Source organism: Halomonas sp. GFAJ-1 (assembly GCA_002966495.1).
GTDB lineage: Bacteria > Pseudomonadota > Gammaproteobacteria > Pseudomonadales > Halomonadaceae > Vreelandella.
The window spans coordinates 1,640,817-1,657,913 of the sequence record CP016490.1; the positions used below are offsets into that span (position 1 = coordinate 1,640,817).

17 protein-coding genes are annotated in these 17,097 nt (G+C 51.7%); 6 read left to right on the top strand and 11 right to left on the bottom strand.

All coding sequences use genetic code 11. The features are described 5' to 3' along the window. Positions 1–20 precede the first annotated feature (20 nt). From BB497_07480 to BB497_07490, 3 genes are all read left to right on the top strand, one after another. Entirely contained in the window at positions 21–365 is a 345-nt protein-coding gene (locus BB497_07480; protein AVI62552.1) for a hypothetical protein, read from the top strand. A gap of 51 nt (positions 366–416) precedes the next feature. Then, positions 417–1,313 carry a uroporphyrinogen-III C-methyltransferase gene (locus BB497_07485; protein AVI62553.1) on the top strand — a complete coding sequence of 299 codons (897 nt, stop codon included), beginning with the start codon at positions 417–419 and terminating at the stop codon, positions 1,311–1,313. Positions 1,314–1,399: 86 nt separating this feature from the next. After that, on the top strand, positions 1,400–2,683 hold the full coding sequence (locus BB497_07490; protein AVI62554.1) for a cardiolipin synthase B: 1,284 nt from the start codon (positions 1,400–1,402) through the stop codon (positions 2,681–2,683). Positions 2,684–3,048: 365 nt separating this feature from the next. Here BB497_07490 and BB497_07495 read toward each other — a convergent pair whose 3' ends face one another. From BB497_07495 to BB497_07525, 7 genes are all read right to left on the bottom strand, one after another. Beyond that, complete coding sequence (locus BB497_07495; GenBank protein ID AVI62555.1) at positions 3,049–4,899, bottom strand: ABC transporter permease; 1,851 nt, start codon at positions 4,897–4,899, stop codon at positions 3,049–3,051. Positions 4,900–5,005: 106 nt separating this feature from the next. Next, positions 5,006–6,613: a gamma-glutamyltransferase gene (locus BB497_07500; GenBank protein ID AVI62556.1), complete on the bottom strand. Its 1,608-nt coding sequence runs from the start codon at positions 6,611–6,613 to the stop codon at positions 5,006–5,008. Between the two features lie 8 nt (positions 6,614–6,621). Further along, positions 6,622–8,148: a hypothetical protein gene (locus BB497_07505; GenBank protein AVI62557.1), complete on the bottom strand. Its 1,527-nt coding sequence runs from the start codon at positions 8,146–8,148 to the stop codon at positions 6,622–6,624. Between the two features lie 8 nt (positions 8,149–8,156). Next, the gene (locus BB497_07510) at positions 8,157–8,654 is read right to left on the bottom strand and encodes a hypothetical protein (protein ID AVI62558.1); all 498 of its coding nucleotides are present in this window, start codon (positions 8,652–8,654) and stop codon (positions 8,157–8,159) included. 29 nt (positions 8,655–8,683) lie between these two features. Then, positions 8,684–9,646, bottom strand: a complete 963-nt coding sequence (locus BB497_07515; protein ID AVI62559.1) for a hypothetical protein — start codon at positions 9,644–9,646, stop codon at positions 8,684–8,686. Between the two features lie 73 nt (positions 9,647–9,719). Next, a complete protein-coding gene (locus BB497_07520; protein ID AVI62560.1) occupies positions 9,720–10,250 on the bottom strand; it encodes a transporter in 531 nt (176 codons plus the stop codon). Then, positions 10,247–10,804, bottom strand: coding sequence for a chromate transporter (locus BB497_07525; GenBank protein AVI62561.1), 558 nt, complete (start codon positions 10,802–10,804; stop codon positions 10,247–10,249). Before BB497_07525 ends, BB497_07520 begins: the two co-directional genes overlap by 4 nt. 204 nt (positions 10,805–11,008) lie before the next feature. On the opposite strand from BB497_07525, the gene BB497_07530 reads away from it, so the two are divergent. Then, positions 11,009–11,677 (top strand): GntR family transcriptional regulator, encoded by a 669-nt coding sequence (locus BB497_07530; protein AVI62562.1) that lies wholly within the window; start codon positions 11,009–11,011, stop codon positions 11,675–11,677. Positions 11,678–11,758: 81 nt separating this feature from the next. Next, on the top strand, positions 11,759–12,322 hold the full coding sequence (locus BB497_07535; GenBank protein ID AVI62563.1) for a hypothetical protein: 564 nt from the start codon (positions 11,759–11,761) through the stop codon (positions 12,320–12,322). A 352-nt stretch (positions 12,323–12,674) separates the two neighbouring features. Here BB497_07535 and BB497_07540 read toward each other — a convergent pair whose 3' ends face one another. Then, positions 12,675–13,187: an acetyltransferase gene (locus BB497_07540; GenBank protein ID AVI62564.1), complete on the bottom strand. Its 513-nt coding sequence runs from the start codon at positions 13,185–13,187 to the stop codon at positions 12,675–12,677. Between the two features lie 85 nt (positions 13,188–13,272). Between BB497_07540 and BB497_07545 the strand changes: the two genes are divergently transcribed. Beyond that, positions 13,273–13,905: a threonine transporter gene (locus BB497_07545; protein ID AVI62565.1), complete on the top strand. Its 633-nt coding sequence runs from the start codon at positions 13,273–13,275 to the stop codon at positions 13,903–13,905. Between the two features lie 26 nt (positions 13,906–13,931). On the opposite strand, the gene BB497_07550 is transcribed toward BB497_07545, so the two are convergent. The 3 genes from BB497_07550 to BB497_07560 form a co-directional block, all read right to left on the bottom strand. Next, positions 13,932–14,924 (bottom strand): luciferase, encoded by a 993-nt coding sequence (locus tag BB497_07550; GenBank protein ID AVI62566.1) that lies wholly within the window; start codon positions 14,922–14,924, stop codon positions 13,932–13,934. A 111-nt stretch (positions 14,925–15,035) separates the two neighbouring features. Continuing rightward, complete coding sequence (locus BB497_07555; GenBank protein AVI62567.1) at positions 15,036–15,722, bottom strand: short-chain dehydrogenase; 687 nt, start codon at positions 15,720–15,722, stop codon at positions 15,036–15,038. Between the two features lie 101 nt (positions 15,723–15,823). After that, positions 15,824–17,095 (bottom strand): response regulator receiver protein, encoded by a 1,272-nt coding sequence (locus BB497_07560; protein ID AVI62568.1) that lies wholly within the window; start codon positions 17,093–17,095, stop codon positions 15,824–15,826. Positions 17,096–17,097 lie beyond the last annotated feature (2 nt).

The window sequence follows — 17,097 nt, forward strand, 5'->3', positions numbered from 1 at the left end:
CCCGCGCTGGCCTGTATTCATTGGCGGTGATCACTTACCAACTGTTAACCGGCACGCTGCTCTATGGCACCGAGGTGGCCAAAACCCGCACCCGGGCGGCACAGCACAAACTTGCCTACCAATCGGCGCTGAGCGAAAATCGCGCACTGCCCGCCTGGGTGGATGAGCTGCTCAAAAAAGCTTTGCACCCCAACCCTCACTACCGTTATCCGGCGCTTTCGGAATTCATCTTTGAGCTGCGTTCGCCAAGCACCGAGATACTTAATCGCGCTAAACTACCGCTATTGGAGCGCGATCCCGTGCTGTTTTGGAAGGGGGTCTCAGTGGCGATGGCTGTTGTGGTGATTGCACTGCTAGCGCGTTAAAGAGGCTGGGAGCGCACATCGTTAATTAGTATTACGGAAAGGAGCGGCCCAATGCGCGCGCTAAGCAAACAGCTAACCCAAAAATGGCTAGGGGCTTTTATGCGCCTAAGCCAGCGGGTGCTAGCGCCCTTTGGTCGCGAGGCAGCCGCTCGTTTACACCTGCCGTTAACTGGCGAGTGTCGTGCTGGAACGGTGTATTTAGTCGGTGCGGGCAGCGGCGATGTGGAGCTACTAACGCTTAAAGCGGCACGGCTATTGATGCAGGCCGATGCCGTGGTCTACGACCGCTTGGTGGGGGATGATGTGCTGGCACTGATACCTGCGGGCACCGAGCGCTATTATGTGGGTAAAGCTAGCGGCCACCACAGCGTGCCCCAAGCTGAAATCGGTGCGTTAATGGTTAAACTTGCCCACGCGGGGAAATCGGTAGTGCGATTAAAAGGCGGCGACCCTGGCGTCTTTGGGCGAATGGGGGAGGAGTTAGCAGCGTTAGCCAATGCCTCATTACCGGCGCACATTGTCCCTGGCATTACCGCTGCATCGGCTGCCGCCGCTGGCATGGGTATTCCTCTCACCGATCGTGGCCACGCCCAGCAGTTGCGCTTTATTACCGCACAGCTGTGCCGTGAAGGTGGTGCTCCCGATTGGACGACGCTGGCGCGTAAAGATGAAACCCTGGTGTTTTATATGGGGCTTTCCAAAGTCGACGCCATTTGCCATGGCCTACGCCAAGCAGGGCTCCCCGATCAGTGGCCGATTATGTTGGTTGCCAATGCCAGCCAGCCTGAGCAGCAATCGCTGGTGGGGACGTTAGCGGATATGCCTGAGCAGCTAGCCGCTCAGCCGCTGCCTTCACCGTGCGTGATTGTGGTGGGAAGCGTGGTGAGCATGGTGCCGTCAGCCGCTGAAAAATGTACCACTGAAGCGATTGCCGAGCATATGGCGTAGCGCGCTGAGTGAGGTTGACTGAATCGCTGGAATTACGTCCAGGCAACTGCAATCATGGGCCAAACTCATAAGGCAGGGAGCTATCTGTGAAACGTCGAACTCGGCTCATTGCCTTAACCACCGTTGTTATTACGTTGCTCTTCGCCCTAGGCAGCGTACTGTTTTATAACGCTATGCCTTCGCCTAAACGGTTGCTTGAGCCCGTCTCGGTGAATTTTAATACCCGCGATGCAGACTTCCGCCGAAGTATGGGGCTTATCTTTGAGCAGCCCATCGTCGCGGGCAACCGTATCGACTCCCTTCAGGATGGCGAGGCCATCTATGCGGCGATGCTGGAAGCCATCGACTCTGCTGAAACATCGATTACCTTTGAGACGTTTGAGTTCTGGGGGGAGAAGGCCACAGAGCCGTTTGTCGATGCTTTGATAGCGGCGGCAGAGCGTGGTGTGGCGGTACATGCTCTGATCGACTATGTGGGCTCATCCGCTGCGGCGGTTAATAAGTTTGAGCGCATGGAGGAGGCGGGTGTCGACGTGATCCGCTGGCGTAAGCCGTCATGGTATGAGCTGGCCCACTTTAATCACCGTACTCACCGCAAGCTGCTGATGGTAGATGGCCGCACCGGCTTTATTGGCGGTGCTAACATTACCGACAATTGGCTACCTGACGATGATGGTCTGGCCTATCGTGACCACCACTTTCTTGTAAAGGGGCCGGTAGTCGCCAATATGCAGGCGGCTTTTGTTGATACGTGGCTGGACGCCAGCGGTCGGCTGTTACTGGGTGACGCCTATTTCCCCGAACTTGAGCCCCAAGGGGAGCTGGATGCTCAGATGGTGACTAGTACTCCCATCGAGGGGCGTCATCGTATGCGCAAAATGCTAATGGTAGCGATTGCTACCGCTGAGCAGCGTATCACACTGGGTTCAGCGTACTTTTACCCAGATGAACACTTTCTTGAAGCGCTGATAGAAGCCCGCGAGCGCGGTGTGGAGGTCAATATTTTGGTGCCTGGCGACAGTATCGACAAAGGCTTTGTTCGCCATGCCTCGGTTAACCGTTGGCGACCCATGCTTGAAGCTGGTGTGAATATTCATGAGTATCAGCCGTCGATGTATCATGCCAAGCTGATCAGTATCGACGACCGCTGGGCCAGCATTGGGTCTACCAATCTCGATAATCGCTCCTTCCGGATCAACAAAGAGGGCAATCTCAACGTTTACGATGAAGAGTTTGCCCGTTACGTTCGTGAGTTGGTCGAGGAGGATATTCGCCATGCAGAGCATTACGATCTTGACCGCTGGCATAACCGCCCTTGGCGCAAGCGACTAGCCGGCTGGGTGAGCATGGTGGCTGGCGCCCACTTTTGACGATATATCAGCTACGTTAGTGAACGTCGTGTTGAATTTTACAGGAACCTAATAGACAAAACGTACTCAGATAGTTGCCGTAAAGAGCCATATAAGCTTTTTTAAAAAGGATCTATTTTATGCAAAAAGGCAAAGTTCGCGATAATGCACTAAAAGCACAGCTGCGAACGCCCATGTTCAAAATGCAGCAGCAAACACCCAAAAAAGGTAAAGGAAGCTACTCACGTAAAGGTAAATCCTCTGGGCGAGGGTATCGCCAAGCCGCTTAAGTAGGCGCTTTGGCGATGCCTTTCCCAGGCATCTTACTGCTCGACTTTTTACCGAGCAGCTCTCATCAGCTTGGCCGACCTAATAGGTCGGCTTTTTTATTGATAGCCTTCGGCCTGCAAGTGAAACAGCGACGCATAGCGACCGTTTTCTTCTAACAGCGATTCATGGGTGCCTTGTTCTATAATGTGCCCTTGGTCAATTACCACGATATGCTCAGCACTACGTACGGTGGAAAAACGGTGGGAAATCAGAATCGTCATTTTGTCACGACTGTGTTCCCGAAAACGGGCGAATACTTCCGCTTCTGCGGCGGCATCCATGGCGGCAGTGGGTTCATCTAACACTAAAATATCGGCATTTTTGCGCATATAAGCGCGTGAAAGCGCTACCTTTTGCCACTGGCCGCCTGATAGTTCTTGACCATTTTTAAACCAGCGCCCTAGCTGGGTTTGATAGCCACTGGGCATACGGGTGATAAATTCATCCGCCATGCCATTGTGCGCCGCCTGTTGCCAGCGCTGTTCGTCGTCAAACGCTTGGGTATCGCCCACGCCGAGGTTTTCGCCCACCGTTAGTTGGTAGCGCACAAAATCCTGGAAAATGACCCCGACCCGTTCCCGCAATGCCTGAGTATCCCAGGATCTTAAGTCGCTACCATCTAACAGAATCCGCCCCTTAGTTGGGTGGTAAAGCCGCGTTAACAGCTTAATCAACGTTGTTTTGCCCGAGCCGTTTTCTCCCACTAACGCCAGGCTGCTCCCCGGCATCAAATGAAGCGAAATATCGTGTAGCACTTCACCACCACCAGGATAAGAGAAGCTGACGTGCTCAAAGCGCAGCCCGTCACCCGGGGCAACGCCCTGGGTGAGATGGCCTTCTTCAACGTCGGTGGGATGCTCAAGGTATTCATAAAGATTGGATAGGTACAGGTTATCTTCATACATGCCGCTGATGGCGGTCAGGCTGGCTGATAAGGCGCCTTGCCCCTGTTTGAAAACCATCAGATACATGGTCATTTGACCAAGGGTGAGGGCCCCTACAATGGTTTCTACCACCACCCAGCCGTAAGCGGCATAAAAGGTGAGTGTGCCAAGCAGGCCAAGGATAAACCCCCAGCTTTCTCGACGCAGCGTTAGCAGGCGCTCTTCAACAAACAGTCGGTTGAAGATGTCTCGGTAACGTTGCAAAAACAAGGGTTCTAAGCCGAAGAGCTTTACCTCTTTGATACTGTCTTCCCGAGCCAGCACTGTTTCTAAATACATCTGCATGCGGGCTTGGGGCGAACGCCAGCGAAATAGCCGAAACGCATCGCCGGAAAATTTCGCTTCTGAAAGAAACACCGGCAGCGCGCCAGCAACTAAAATAAGCAGCGCCCAGGGGGAAAACTGCACCAGTAAAAAACCAAAGCTTGCCAGCGAAATGGCGTTCTGTAGCAGCCCAAAGGTTTTATTGACTAAGGCAAGCGGGCGGGTAGAGGCTTCCCGGCGGGCGCGGGTCAGTTTGTCGTAAAGCTCTGAGTCTTCAAACTGGCCAAGCGAGAGCGTGCCCGCTTTTTCTAAAATCATTACGTTGACTTTGTTGCCTAGCATAGCCCGCAGCAGCGACTGCTGGGCCGATAGCCCACGCTGGGCCAGGGCGATCAGCGCAATAATCAGCCCCTCAAGAGCCACTAAGCCCAGCACTGGTGTCAATGTCTCCAGGAGGCTGGGTGAACTCGCGGCCTGGTAGCTCTCCATTGCTGCCACCACGCCATCCACAATCAGCTGGCCGACCCACGCTGCCACCGCAGGCAGCACACCCGCCACTAAGGTGCAGAGTGCTAAGCCCAGCATCATCCAGCGGGAAGTTTCCCAAACAAGGGTAAGCGCGCTGCGGCTATAGCGGAAAACGCTAAAGAAGCCGCTGAAGGGGGAGTGGGGCGGAGAAGGTGATGGTGGCGGTGTCATTGATCAGCAACATTAAAAAAAGAGGCTGCTATGATGCGGTGCTTTGGCGTTGATAGCCAGCCTACTGCCCGCCACATTTACGCTGCGTAGCAGTAGGCGTGAAGCGTTAAAGCGGCAGTGCAGCCCCGTCGGTGCGCGGCTCGGTGCCGCCTTGCAGTACGCCTGTTTCAGGGTCGCGCAGAATGATTTGGCCTCGGCCGAAGCTGATCGAATCAGCGACTTTAACGATGTCGTGACCGCGACGAGCCAGCGCGAGCGCTAAGTGGTTGGGGAAGTCGGCTTCAACTTCGATGGTTTTGCCTTTTGTCCACTTCCAGCGCGGCATATCCAGCGCTGCCTGCGGGTTAAGGTGATCCTCAATCATCGCAGTGACCACCTGCACTTGGCCCTGAGGCTGCATGTAGCCGCCCATCACACCAAAGGGCCCAACAGCTTGGTTATCTTTAGTGATAAAGCCCGGGATAATGGTGTGATAGGTACGTTTGCCAGGAGCCAATGCGTTGGTGTGTTCCGAGTCAAGCGAGAACGACCAGCCTCGGTTTTGCAGGCTAATGCCGGTACCCGGGATCACAATGCCGGAACCAAAGCCCTCAAAATTGCTTTGAATAAACGACACCATATTGCCATCATCGTCAGCGGTCGCTAGGTAAACTGTTCCCCCCTTTAGCGGATTACCATGAACCGGATCAAGGGCATCTTGGCCAATAAGGTCCGCGCGTTGGGAGAGGTAATCACTAGAAAGCATCTGCTCAACGCTAGGCTGCATCGCTGAGCGTTCGGTAACGTAGTGTAAGCCGTCTACATAACCAAGCTTTGTTGCCTCAATACGACGGTGAAGGGTTTCTAGCGGGTCGTTAGATTTTTTGCCTAACGCTTCCAGTATACCTAAGGCTTGCAGCACAATTAAGCCGCTGCCATTCGGCGGAATTTCCCAAATATCATGACCACGATAGCGGACACTGATGGGTTTAACCCATTCTGGTTTGAAAGCCTGTAAATCTTCTTTTCGTAAGAAGCCACCATGTGCGCGTGAAAAGGCATCCATCGCTTCCGCTAAGCTTCCTTGATAAAACGCACTAGCATTTGTGTTGGCAATTTCACGCAGCGTTTTTGCCATATCGGGGGAACGCCAAACATCGCCTGGGTCGGGGGCTTTGCCGTTGGGAGTGAAATGTGTAAACCACGGAGCAAACTGTTCTGTGTTGTATTTTGCGTAGCGCTCTTCAGCGGTTTTCCAAAGCTGGCTAGCGACTGCAGATACGGCAAATCCCTCTTCAGCTAACTCAATAGCAGGCGCTAATAGTTGCTCGAAAGGGAGCTTTCCAAAACGCTCTGACATCGTCGCCCAAGCGCCCGGTGCACCGGGAACTGTGACCGGTACTAATCCATGGGCTGGCATTTCATCATAGCCTAAGCTTTTAACGGCATCGCATGAAATACTCTTTGGCGCAGGCCCGCTGGCATTTAATCCATATAACTCATCTTTTACCCATACAAGAGCAAAGGCATCGCTGCCAATACCATTTGAGGTTGGTTCAACCACGGTTAAAGCGGCTGCAGTCGCAATAGCAGCGTCGATGGCATTGCCACCTTTTCGTAAAATATCGATGCCTACTTGTGCGGCAAGCGTCTGAGACGTCGCCACCATACCGCGTTTCCCAAAAGTAACCATGCGTCGTGAGGCCGAAGGGTAATAGTGTGGGTCAGTGTGCATGAGCGCTCCTATTCTGGTGTGGTACCGAGGCGTTGAGTCATTAAACGGCGTTGTTTCATGTAGCTATAAATACTGTAAATGACAGAAACAACCGCCAGTGTTAGTAAAAGAGCTGAAATTGGCCTTGTGAAAAACAGCGTCCAATCAGTACTGGTTTGGAAAGCTCTTCTTAAGTTGGTTTCCGCAATAGGCCCTAATACAACGCCTAGTACCAACGGGGCGAGTGGGTAGTCGAGCTTTTTAAGGAGGTATCCCACTGCACCTATGCAAGCGAGCAGATAAAGGTCAGATAAGCGATTATTCAAGGTGTAAGTACCAATGGCGCAACACGCTAATACTGCTGGAACTACAATATATTTAGGTACGTTTAACAGACGTAAGAACGCGCGCATTAAAACTACGCCAATAAATAGCATGAAAACAGAGGCAATCGCCATGGCAATAAACATGCTATATACCAAATCGGGGTGATCAAGGATTAAGCGTGGCCCAATACTAATGCCATGTACCATTATAGCGGCCATAAGAACCGCATCGGCCGGAGACCCTGGTATACCCAATGCTATTAAAGGTATTAGGCTGCCGCCGACTGTTGATGAGTTACCCGATTCAGAGGCTACAACACCTTCAGGTTCTCCTTTGCCAAACGTTTCTGGGTGTTTTGAAGCCCGCTTAGCTTGATCGTAAGCTAGAAGGTTTGAAATGGAACTGCCCGCACCGGGGACGGCACCAATAAATACACCTAGTAGTGATGATCTTATTACGTTGACTGGCTTTAACATTATGTCTTTGACAGTTTGCCAAAGATGAGGGCGCATATCGCCGCTAATCAGTGTGCTAGACGCTTGCTGTTTGCCTGCGGTATTAGGCTCTAATTCTGAGAGTAACTGGCTCATGGCGTACATGCCTATCAAGACCACCAGGAACGGTATGCCTGCTGTCAAAATTTCATAGCCAAAGGTAAATCGTTCACGCCCCATGAGAGGGTCGGGCCCTATAGTAGCGATACCAATACCTATAAGGCCGGCAATTAAACCTCGGATAAGAGAATCACCCACTAGGCTAGCGATAATAGTCAACGCAAAAATGATAAGCGCAAAATATTCCCAGGGGCCTAACTTAACGGCCAGGAGCGCAAGAGGGGGAGCAGCAACGATTAGTACAGCAATAGAAATGATTGAACCCACAAATGAGGCCAATAACCCAAGCGATAGCGCTTTTCCGGGTTTGCCTTGCCTAGCCATAGGAAATGCATCAAACGTTGTCGCGACTGATGAAGGGGTTCCTGGTATACCCAACAGTGCAGCACTATATAGGCCCCCGCTTAATCCACCCACATAAACCGATAACATAACTGCAATACCCTGCATGGGGGGCATCGCAAATGTGAGCGGCAGCGTAAGAACGATCGCCATGGTAATGGTAAAACCAGGGATTGCAGCGGCAACGATACCTGCAAACGTTGCTACTGCCATAAGTAATAGCGTATAGGGTTCTGTTACGCCCCCTAGCGCGATGAGAAAAGCGTCAGTCATAATTCACCTTACCATTGAGCACGGGGAAGATAGATGCTGAAGACCTCTGAAAATAAATAGTAAGGCCCTGCAGAAAAAAGAATGGCGACGAAAATGACAATAGGTACTGTAATTGGCTTTTTGGGCGCCAAATAAAATTGAGCCGCGACTAAGTAAGTAAAAGTGCTAATAATAAATCCAGCAAAAGGCATTGCTATCATGTAAGTAATGAAAAAAGCTAGATTAATAATGACCGATTTAAGCGAAACTAGTCTTTTCCAGGCAATGCTAAAAGCCGTAAGCGGAAAACCATGCTTTGTTATGTCAGAAATAGCCGCTATTACGCAAAGCACCACGATGCCTAAAAAAACTATTTGTGGAAAAGTGCCTGCATTCATTGGCTCCCAACGAGAGGCCGGCAAAGAGCCGGCCTTGAAGGCCATGAATAATGCACCGAGGGCGATAATTAGATAAGAAAGCAGCTGTAAAGCAGGAATTAAAGCTGCCTCTGAACTTCTACGCTCCATAATGGCCTCCTAATGAACGCGATATTACCTCAGTCAAGGAGGTGGGCGTTATTTCCAATAATCTCATTGTTGCGCTCTAGATACGCGGTATAGTCTTCACGATTAAGGTAACGTACGCTTCCCCCTACGTTTTCTATATCGGTTTGGAAACCTTCGCTAACAGCAACATTTGCAAGCGCACTTTCAAGCCTCTCAATAATTGATTCTGGCGTGCCTTTAGGCACTACAATGCCTCGCGTTACCAAAAACTCAAGGTCATGACCTAGCTCTTGAAGCGTCGGAGTGTCAGGTAGTTCTTCAATACGCTCATTGGTTGCGGCTGCCAACACATTTAAGTCGCCATTTTCAACAAATGCTCGGGCAGAATAATAATCTTCAATAGCAGCGGTAATATGTCCGCCTGCGAGTGCACGTAAACGCTCGCCGGTGCCTTCATAACCTACGTAGCCGAACTGCGTATCAGTAGACTCCTCAAACTGTACGGCCCATAGATGAGGGATGCCTCCTAGCGTAACCCCCATACGGTACTCACCAGGACTTGCTTTAACATCTTCAAGCATGTCATCAAGCGTTTCCCAGCCAGTATCTGCGTTTACTACGATGACTGAGTTATCACTGGTCATCATTGAAACAACATCAAAATCATCCCAATTAAGCTCAGTAACGCCTGAATGGTGAGCAATTAATAAACCCTCATGTATTTGCGTAATAGTGTAGCCATCATTGGCACGGCGTGACGCTTCACGTAAGCCTACTGTGCCACTAGCACCGGGCATATTAATAACGGGTATTGCTTGTTCAAACTCTGCTTCAAGGTGTTTGCTGACAATGCGCATTAATAGATCACTGCCTCCACCAGGCCCCCACGGTACGATAAATTCGATCGGCTTATTGGGATAGTCATCTGCCGCTAAAAGTGACATGGGGAGAAACATTGAGGCTGCAAGTGTAGTGGCGGTAAATATAGCTTTTAATTTCATCAGTAGGCCCATTCGTTGTGTGTTGTTTAAGGTCTTTATTGTATGTTTCTGGTACAGCTAATACTTTTTATGTGCTAGTGGATGTTCAAGAAAGAAAAAGCCCTCCGTAAACTAATGCACCCATAACCACAAAGGCGGGATGCGTTTTAAAGCGAATCAATGCAATTGCTGCTACGATGCCGATAATCAGCGTGTGTATGGCTCCACTGGTAGTAACGCTTTCGAGTAAAAAGCCTAAGGTTAACCACGCCATCATCATCGCGATGACCGGGCGAACCCATTGGCTCATCCGTTTGACCCGGGGGGAGTCTCGATGGCGATAGAGCAACCCAAGCGCCCCTAGCATCAGTAATAGTGAGGGAATGACAGTCGCCGCAACGGCAATCAACGCACCGCCTATGCCTGCTACTTCATAACCGATATAGCCTGCCATTTTGGTGGCAATTGGGCTGGGAAGCGCGTTGCCGAGAGCCAGCGTTTCGGCAAAGCCTTGTGCTGACATCCAGCCATAGCGACCCACCACCTCCGCTTCAATAAGCGGAATAATCGCCGGGCCGCCGCCATAACCAATAATGTTGGGAATAAAAAAAGCTAAGAACAGCTCCCAATAGATCATGCTGAGCCCTCCGCCGGTTTTTTATGCGTGGGCCGAAGCAGGGCTGTTAGCAGAATGGCGCCAATCACCCAGCCTGGGTGTACGCCCAGCCAATAAATAATGGCACCGGCAGCGACTGCCATGACAGCACTTGCCAGCCAGCCTAGCGCTGCCTGTGATTTGTCGAAAAAATCCCAGGTCAGCTGTCCCATCATAACCATGACGACCGGAATCACGGCCTGCCCCATGCCCCGTATCCAGCCTACGTCGCGGTAGCGGCTAAAAATGCCTAACATCACAATCATGGCCACCACCATGGGAAAAATAGTCGCGAGTACCGCAATGACGCAGCCGCTGGTTCCTGCTACGCGATAACCAATATATCCAGGCATTTTTGTCGCAATAGGCCCAGGCAAGGTGTTCGCAATCGCCAGTACATCGGCAAATTCTTCATCGGTGAGCCATTGATGGCGTGTTACAACTTCTGCACGTACCAGCGGTATCATGGAAGGGCCGCCGCCAAAGCCAAAAATCCCGACGCGGAAAAAGGCCCACAAAAGTGCGGTTTGCTTCATTTTCCAGGTGCCTGTAGAGGAAGCTGTGTGAGAAAAAACGCTGCATCAGAAATCATCGAAATGCCTGTTTATCGTTTGTAAGTTAAAAAATCGATTATTTTGTCTAAAATAGAATATAGGTGAGCCTTGTAAGAGGCGTCAACATCTACATGAAGAATCTCCGTTAACCGATGCATTGCGTAAGGCACGCAAAAGGACTCCGGCATGAACAAGCATATCCAGCTCCCTACCGGTAAGGCATCTAGCCCCATTTACGATCTACTGCACAGAGATTTGGTGGGGGGGCGCTTTAAAGCAGGGGAAAAATTGGCGATTAATGCGCTAAAAGAGCAGTACCAAGTAGGGCTTAGCCCGCTGCGTGAAGCGCTCAACAAACTGGCGGCGTATGGCTTGCTAGAGCAAGAGAATCAACGTGGCTTTAGAGTGCCCAAGCTCTCCCGTGATGAGCTGGATGATATTGCCCAGATGCGCACCGAGCTTGAAGGTATGGCGCTTGAGCGTGCCATTGCCCAAGGGGATGCCCTATGGGAGGCAGATTTATTAGCTGCCGCCCATCGGCTAAAGCGTGCGGATATTACGCTGGATAAAGGGGAAGAGTGGGAGCGCCTGCATACTCAGTTTCATCGAACGCTAGTGGCGCCCTGTGGCTCGGTGTGGCTACTGCGCTTTATTGAGCAGTTACACGACCAGTTTGATCGTTATCGGCGGTTAGGGCCAAAAATGCCGACCATCCGCCAAGCACTGGATGATCAGCACCATGAATTAGTGGAGCTGGCGCTTCAACGCGATGCAGCCGCCGCACGAGCGCTAATGGACGACCATATTCACAAGTCTTATGAAGTGGCGCTGGCACGTTACCAAGAGCATGCCTAAAGCCAAGACAGCGGTTGCCAGGTAAACTCGCCTTATCTGAGAGATTTCGCCCTTAATTCAGTACCGAAGGTATGAGTCGTCATGCAAGTAACAGACAGCACCATTATCGAACAGACGTTGGCATGGGTACGCAGCTTTATTGTGGAGCACAATATTTGTCCCTTTGCTAAGCGCGAGTTAGAGAATGGCAGTATCCGCGTGGAAGTCGTGCGCTCAAAAAAAATGGAAGTCGCCCTGGAAGAGTTAGTGGCTGAGATTGAGTGGCTAAATGAGCACCCTGAAACCGAGACCACGCTCTTGGTATTTCCCACGTTGTTTAAAAATTTCGACCACTACTTAGATTACGTTGAGTTCGCGGAAAGCCTGCTAGAAGAGCAGGGCTATGACGGTATCTATCAGTTAGCCACGTTTCACCCAGATTACTGCTTTGCTGATGCCGAACCGGAAGACGCTTCGAATTACACCAATCGCTCGCCCTATGCGATGGTGCACCTGTTGCGCGAAGCAAGCGTTGAAAAAGCGATCGCTTTTTATGGCGATACGGCACTGATCCCTGAGCGTAATATTGCCCACTTAACCGCCATGGGCAGCACTGCTGCCGAAGCGACGTTACAGCGTTGTTTCAATGCGCCTCTTCATAAATGATAAGGAGATGTTTTCCCTGGTGTTTGGCTTGATAAAGCGCGGCGTCTGCCCGCTGAAATACTTGGCTAATGGCATGACCATGTTGGGACCAAATGGCGGCTCCTAAGCTGCATCCTACCTGTGCGGTTTGCCCATCAGGTAGGGGCGCCAGCTTAGCAATATGGGTAAGTAAACGCTGACTAATGTTTTTAGCAAGAGAGGCGCTGTAGGCCTGAAAGGTTTATGGGCATAGGGCACTAAAAGAAGTAGTCGGTATATGTGTTTTACCCTATCGTAGTTTTGGTATTTGTACGAATGAGGAAGGAAAGGCTATGGCAGTGCAAGCGCGCACATTGGATGGCGTGGAAGGCAGTTAAGCGTAAGCCGAGGCTGACAGCGTTTTATACATCACATGCGTATCGACCAAGCCCAGCGTGGCGTGGCGGTAAGCGTTGGGCACCGTGCCCACAATATGAAAACCTAACCGCTGCCATAGCTTCACAGCCACCTGATTACTGGCTACTACTGCATTAAACTGCATGGCTTCGAAGCCCGCTTCTACAGCCAACGCTTGGGAGTGTTCGCACATGACTTTGGCAACCCCTTTGCCGCGTGCTTGTGGCGTCACCATATAGCCACAGTTGCATATGTGTTTACCGGGGCCTGCGGCATTGGCTTTTAAATAATAAGCGCCCAGCAGTTGGTTTTCCTCATCTTTAACCGCGATGCTGTAAAGCGGTGTTTGGCACCATAACGTAAAAGCATTTTCATACGTGATGTTAGGGTCTATCGCGTAGGTTTCTTGTGCCGCTACAATGGCCTGAAATGTTGGCCAAAACTCACTGAAGTCTTCCGAGGTCATTGGCGTAAATGCGTGAGATTGCATGGGCAGTGTTTCCGTAAAACGGTTATCTAGATAACAAAAGCATGGCGTACGTTAGTATACTCTGATGTGTTTATAGGGCCCCATCATGACAATAGAAAGTGCACTGACCTATTTTTTAGCGATTTTTATTTTTGCGGTCACGCCAGGCCCCGGCATTTTTGCGCTGTTGGCGAAGGGAATGGCTGCGGGCACTCGACCATGCATACCGCTGGCGCTTGGCATGACGGCAAGTGACATTATTTATCTGCTACTGGCGTTTTATGGCTTGGCAGCGTTGGCCGAAAACTGGGGTGAGGCGTTCACCCTGTTGCGTTATGTGGGGGCTGCTTATCTGTTTTATCTTGGCTGGCAGATGTGGACAGCTGAGGTGACGAACAATGCGTTAGCGTCGGCCCACTATGACAATAGCGTGTCTACCCGCGATATTCTCAAGAGCTTTATGCAAGGCTTCTTAATTTCGGCGTCTAACCCAAAAGTAATTCTATTTTATATTGCGTTCTTACCCACCTTTATTGATCTCACCGTGCTTAACCGAAGTGATATGTTCCTCGTAGTGGGCTTAACGTTAGTAGGGTTAATGATGGGCTTAATGCTGGTGGCCTCGTTTGCCTCCTCTGCTCGACGGTTCTTTCAGTCAGAGCGTGCTCAAAGAGGCACCAACCGGACCGCAGGCTCGCTTATGGTGGCGGCAGGTGCCTTTCTGATTGCCAAAGGGTAGGGCGCGGGCGCGTTAAGAATAGCCGCTTAGCGGGCTACGTCCGCAACGATTTCATAGCTGCGCAAGCGTTCTTTATGATCGTAAAAGTCGCTATTAATCATGAGTTCATCCGCGCCAGTGCGTGCTTGGAATTCTTCAAGCTCTGCTTTAACCGTCGCTGGCCCACCAATAATGGCTGCGCCTAAAAACTGGCTGACCTGAGCCTGCTCAACCGGTGACCAGTCTAGCTGCTCAACCGGTGGCAGCGACTGCGTAGGCTTGCCGCGGATAAGGTTAAGAAACTTCTGCTGCGCGGTGGTGGCTAGGTAATGCGCCATCGCATCGCTTTCAGCCGCCATAACAGGTAGGCCCACCATGGCATGCGGTTTACTTAGGTGTTCAGAAGGGCGGAAGTTGTCGCGATAGAGCCGCAGTGCTTCAAATAAGTAGCCCGGCGCAAATTGGGCCGCAAAGGCAAAGGGTAGCCCTAGTTTAGCGGCCAACTGTGCGCTATAGCCACTAGAGCCGAGTAGCCAGATGGGTACGTGAGTGCCTTGGCCTGGAACGGCTTTTACGCGTTGATGAGGGTCTGCATCGCCTAAATAGCTGCGTAGCTCATTAAGCAGCTGTGGAAAATCATCGACCCCCGCGTGAGCATTCCTGCGCATGGCCTGCATGGTTGCGCCATCAGAGCCAGGGGCACGGCCTAAGCCTAAATCAATACGGCCGGGGTAGAGCGTTTCGAGCGTGCCAAACTGCTCCGCAATCACCAGCGGCGGGTGGTTAGGCAGCATGATACCGCCGCTACCAACGCGAATGGCTGAGGTCTGCCCAGCAACGTGACCAATCAGGACGGCGGTGGCAGCGCTGGCGATGCCCGCGATATTGTGGTGCTCAGCCAGCCAGTAGCGGGTATAGCCAAGTTGCTCTGCTCGCTGCGCCAAGGCAATGCTGTTATCGAACGTTTCAGCGGCGTTGCCGCCTTGACGAATGGGCGCTAAATCCAGCACAGAAAGTGCAGTGGTAGCGAGTTGGCTCATGGGTCACCTGCAAGACGGAACGTGTGGCGCGCTAAACTAATTAGCACGCTTGGTAATAGAGCGTTATGTGGGCATTTGCAGGCAATTACAAGTCATAAGCGTTCGAGCGACTTATTCCATTGGCGGCGTGGGGCGAATAAGTATCTCGTTAACATCTACATGGGCGGGCTGGGAGAGGGCATAAACCACGGCATTGGCAATATCACGGTCTTCAAGGGAATATTCAGGTGGCTCATCGAAAAATGGCGTATTCACCATTCCTGGCTCTATCAACGTGACGCGCATGCCAGTGCCGCGCAGCTCCTCACGTAAGTTGTAACCAATGCCTGTAACAGCCCATTTGGTCGCGCTATACATAGAGCCAGGAATGGTGGTGCGTCCCGCTGCTGAACCGGTTAAAAGCACGTGTCCCTTGCAGCGTTTTAGCTCGGGTAGGCAGGCTTGCAGGGTTAGCCCTACGCCGTAGATGTTAGTCATGATCATCTGTTGCCATGCAGTGTGATCAGCACCGCTAAAGCCGCCGGTAGAACCGCCGCGTCCGGCATTGGCAAAAACGGCATCCAGCCGACCAAAGGTCTCAATGGCTTGCTCTACCATCGCCTGCTGCTGGGCCATGTCGGTGACATCCACTTCGCAGGTAAGGACTTTTTCTGGGCCTAGCTCTTCAGCGAGTGCTGTTAACTTAGTGGTTGAACGGGCGACAAGTACGAGTTTGTAACCTTCACGTGCGGCTGCGCGTGCGGTAGCAGCACCGATGCCGCTTGAGGCACCTGTGATCAAAAGTACGCGGTGACGCATTGGGGGCGCTCCTTGTTCATTCAAGTAATGGGCTGCTTCATGCCTGAATAATTAGAATGGTCAATGAGCGCTAATCTTGCAAATAGTGCGGGCCCTTGCCATCAGCGCGTGCGGGTTTCCGGTTTTCGCGTCAGCACGATAGAAAGGTCGAGAATTGATTGCGCCATGTCGGCCATACTTTTGCTTTGATCCATTGATGTTTTACGCAGAAAACGGTATGCCTCCTCTTCAGTCATTTCCTGATGAGCCATAATGAGCCCTTTGGCCCGCTCAATCAGTTTGCGTTCACGTAAGGCTTTACGGGTGTTTTCCAGCTCATCGCTAAGGCCTTGTAAGCGGCGTGAATGGGCATGGGTTAGTTCAATTAACGAACGTCCAAGCGGTGAGGTTAATGCACTGGCGGTAAGCTCTCCTAAAGGGTAGGTGTCGTTTAACGCTAGCAGCTGCTCACAAGGGGCAGGAGTGTGCTGGCAAGGCTGTGCTTTAAGCTGTTCAAGGGTAGCCTGTGCCTGTTCGATTTTGCGGTGGCATAGAATGGTTAACTGTTGGTTGAGGCTATTCTCAATCTCCTTAATCGTGTCGATACGTAGCGTTGTCAATGCGTACCAGGTTTCACCCAGCGGTGCCGTTTCATTATTTGAAGGGCGGATGCGCTGGCAGGCAATATCGCGAAGCTGATTAATGCCACAAAGCGCGCGTGTCGACATCGCTTCTTGCCAGAGAAGCTGGGCCTCGGCATTGGCAAATTCTACAAAAGTATTGAAGCAGCGCTGTTGATCATGCACCAGCTGATTCAGTAGCTCGCGATGGGCCTTATCAAAATGTCCATGGGTAAAACCGTAGGCGCCGCATGCTCGCTCTTGGCCTGCCAGCTCCTTCCCCTGCATTAAGTGAAATATGGCCACTAGCGCTTTGGTAACATCTACGTCTGCTGCAGTGTCTGCAGCTTCAAACACAATCGCGAGCAAGCCGCTAATTAAGTGGTTAAAGGCCTGGGTAGCGGAGTCGGGGGTGATGGCAAACGTATCAATGGCGCAGCGCAAGGTTTCAAGCTCGTCGAGTGCGAGCCACACCGTTGCAATTCGTCTAAGCAGACGAGCGGCCGCTTGCGGTTTGGCCTCGTGACTGAGGGCCTCAAGCCGCTGGCGCATTAAGATCTCAGCTTCTTGGCTCTCTTGCAAATACGCCATGCGCCGGGTTTTGAAGCGCTTTCCCTTTGAGACGAGGTAGATGGTTGAGGCGCCTCGTTCGCGCTGAAGGACGTGAATAAACCGGCTAATATCACCGACGATGTCTGAGGTGGTCGCCAAGTGGCGCAGGTTGTCGATATCGCAACGCAGGGCGGTTAAGAGTAACTGTTGGGCTGAAGACATAA

Bases quoted from the DNA above. Each gene is read 5' to 3' on its own strand.
- BB497_07520 (AVI62560.1), bottom strand. From the start codon at position 10,250: ATGATCTATTGGGAGCTGTTCTTAGCTTTTTTTATTCCCAACATTATT.
- BB497_07545 (AVI62565.1), top strand. From the start codon at position 13,273: ATGACAATAGAAAGTGCACTGACCTATTTTTTAGCGATTTTTATTTTT.
- BB497_07485 (AVI62553.1), top strand. From the start codon at position 417: ATGCGCGCGCTAAGCAAACAGCTAACCCAAAAATGGCTAGGGGCTTTT.
- BB497_07550 (AVI62566.1), bottom strand. From the start codon at position 14,924: ATGAGCCAACTCGCTACCACTGCACTTTCTGTGCTGGATTTAGCGCCC.
- BB497_07515 (AVI62559.1), bottom strand. From the start codon at position 9,646: ATGGGCCTACTGATGAAATTAAAAGCTATATTTACCGCCACTACACTT.
- BB497_07540 (AVI62564.1), bottom strand. From the start codon at position 13,187: ATGCAATCTCACGCATTTACGCCAATGACCTCGGAAGACTTCAGTGAG.
- BB497_07560 (AVI62568.1), bottom strand. From the start codon at position 17,095: ATGTCTTCAGCCCAACAGTTACTCTTAACCGCCCTGCGTTGCGATATC.
- BB497_07510 (AVI62558.1), bottom strand. From the start codon at position 8,654: ATGGAGCGTAGAAGTTCAGAGGCAGCTTTAATTCCTGCTTTACAGCTG.
- BB497_07495 (AVI62555.1), bottom strand. From the start codon at position 4,899: ATGACACCGCCACCATCACCTTCTCCGCCCCACTCCCCCTTCAGCGGC.
- BB497_07530 (AVI62562.1), top strand. From the start codon at position 11,009: ATGAACAAGCATATCCAGCTCCCTACCGGTAAGGCATCTAGCCCCATT.
- BB497_07505 (AVI62557.1), bottom strand. From the start codon at position 8,148: ATGACTGACGCTTTTCTCATCGCGCTAGGGGGCGTAACAGAACCCTAT.
- BB497_07525 (AVI62561.1), bottom strand. From the start codon at position 10,804: ATGAAGCAAACCGCACTTTTGTGGGCCTTTTTCCGCGTCGGGATTTTT.
- BB497_07555 (AVI62567.1), bottom strand. From the start codon at position 15,722: ATGCGTCACCGCGTACTTTTGATCACAGGTGCCTCAAGCGGCATCGGT.
- BB497_07500 (AVI62556.1), bottom strand. From the start codon at position 6,613: ATGCACACTGACCCACACTATTACCCTTCGGCCTCACGACGCATGGTT.
- BB497_07535 (AVI62563.1), top strand. From the start codon at position 11,759: ATGCAAGTAACAGACAGCACCATTATCGAACAGACGTTGGCATGGGTA.